The following is a 949-nucleotide window of genomic DNA, read 5'->3' on the forward strand; positions in this document are numbered from 1 at the left end:
ATCTCTTGCCAGGCTACACGTGTTTCTTCTGTACCAGGTCCCCGGCCTACGCCGAGGACGACGACGGGATATTACAGCGTTGAGACCGCCGCTTTTGCGCCTTTCTCACTCAGCAGCAGGTACGCTTTGGTGACGCGGCGTACAAACTCTTCGTTGTTCGCCAGATCATCACCAAAGATAGCCGTCAATCCTAACAGGCCCTGCACGCGTGCTGCACCGTCTTGCGTGGCATCGACGATAGCACGCAGTTGTGCTGCCATTGGGTCACGCACGTCGATGGTTTGACCCGCGTCATCCACGCCGCCCACATAGCGCATCCAACCGGCGATACCCAGCGTCAGGCAACTGTAATCGCTGCCGTTTTGCAGGTGCCAGCGCACGGATTCCACCATACGCTGCGGCAGCTTCTGTGTGCCGTCCATGGCGATTTGCCAGGTGCGGTGTTTCAGCGCCGGGTTGGTGAAACGGGCAATCAACTGTGCGGCATAGCCCGGTAAATCCTCGTTAACGTGCAGCGTCGGTGCCTGTTCTTCCAACATCAAGCGCTGAGTGGCACGACGATAATGGGCATCCGCCATACAGTCGTTAATGTGTTCGTAACCGGCCAGATAGCCCAGATAGGCCAGGAAGGAGTGGCTGCCGTTCAGCATGCGCAGTTTCATCTCTTCGAACGGCAGAACGTCATTCACCAGCTGTGCACCGGCCCCTTCCCACTGTGGGCGCCCCGCCACAAAGTTGTCTTCCACTACCCATTGAATAAAGGGTTCGCAGGCGATGCCTACCGGATCGGCGACGCCGATAGCCTGTTCCACTTCAGCCAGCGTTTCCGGCGTAGCGGCAGGCACGATGCGGTCCACCATAGTGTTGGGGAAGGTGACATTGGCTGCGATCCACTCCGCAAGCTCAGCGCTGCGCAGACGAGCCAGCTCCAGTACCGCACGTTTCACCA

Annotated in this window: 1 protein-coding gene; it reads right to left on the bottom strand. The window is 58.8% G+C overall.

The features are described from left to right. Nucleotides 1-71 precede the first annotated feature (71 nt). Nucleotides 72-949 (bottom strand): mannitol dehydrogenase family protein (locus J5224_RS30365; RefSeq protein ID WP_413544749.1); only part of this gene is annotated, 878 nt, incomplete at its 5' end.

It is taken from the genome of Candidatus Symbiopectobacterium sp. NZEC135 (genome assembly GCF_025962695.1).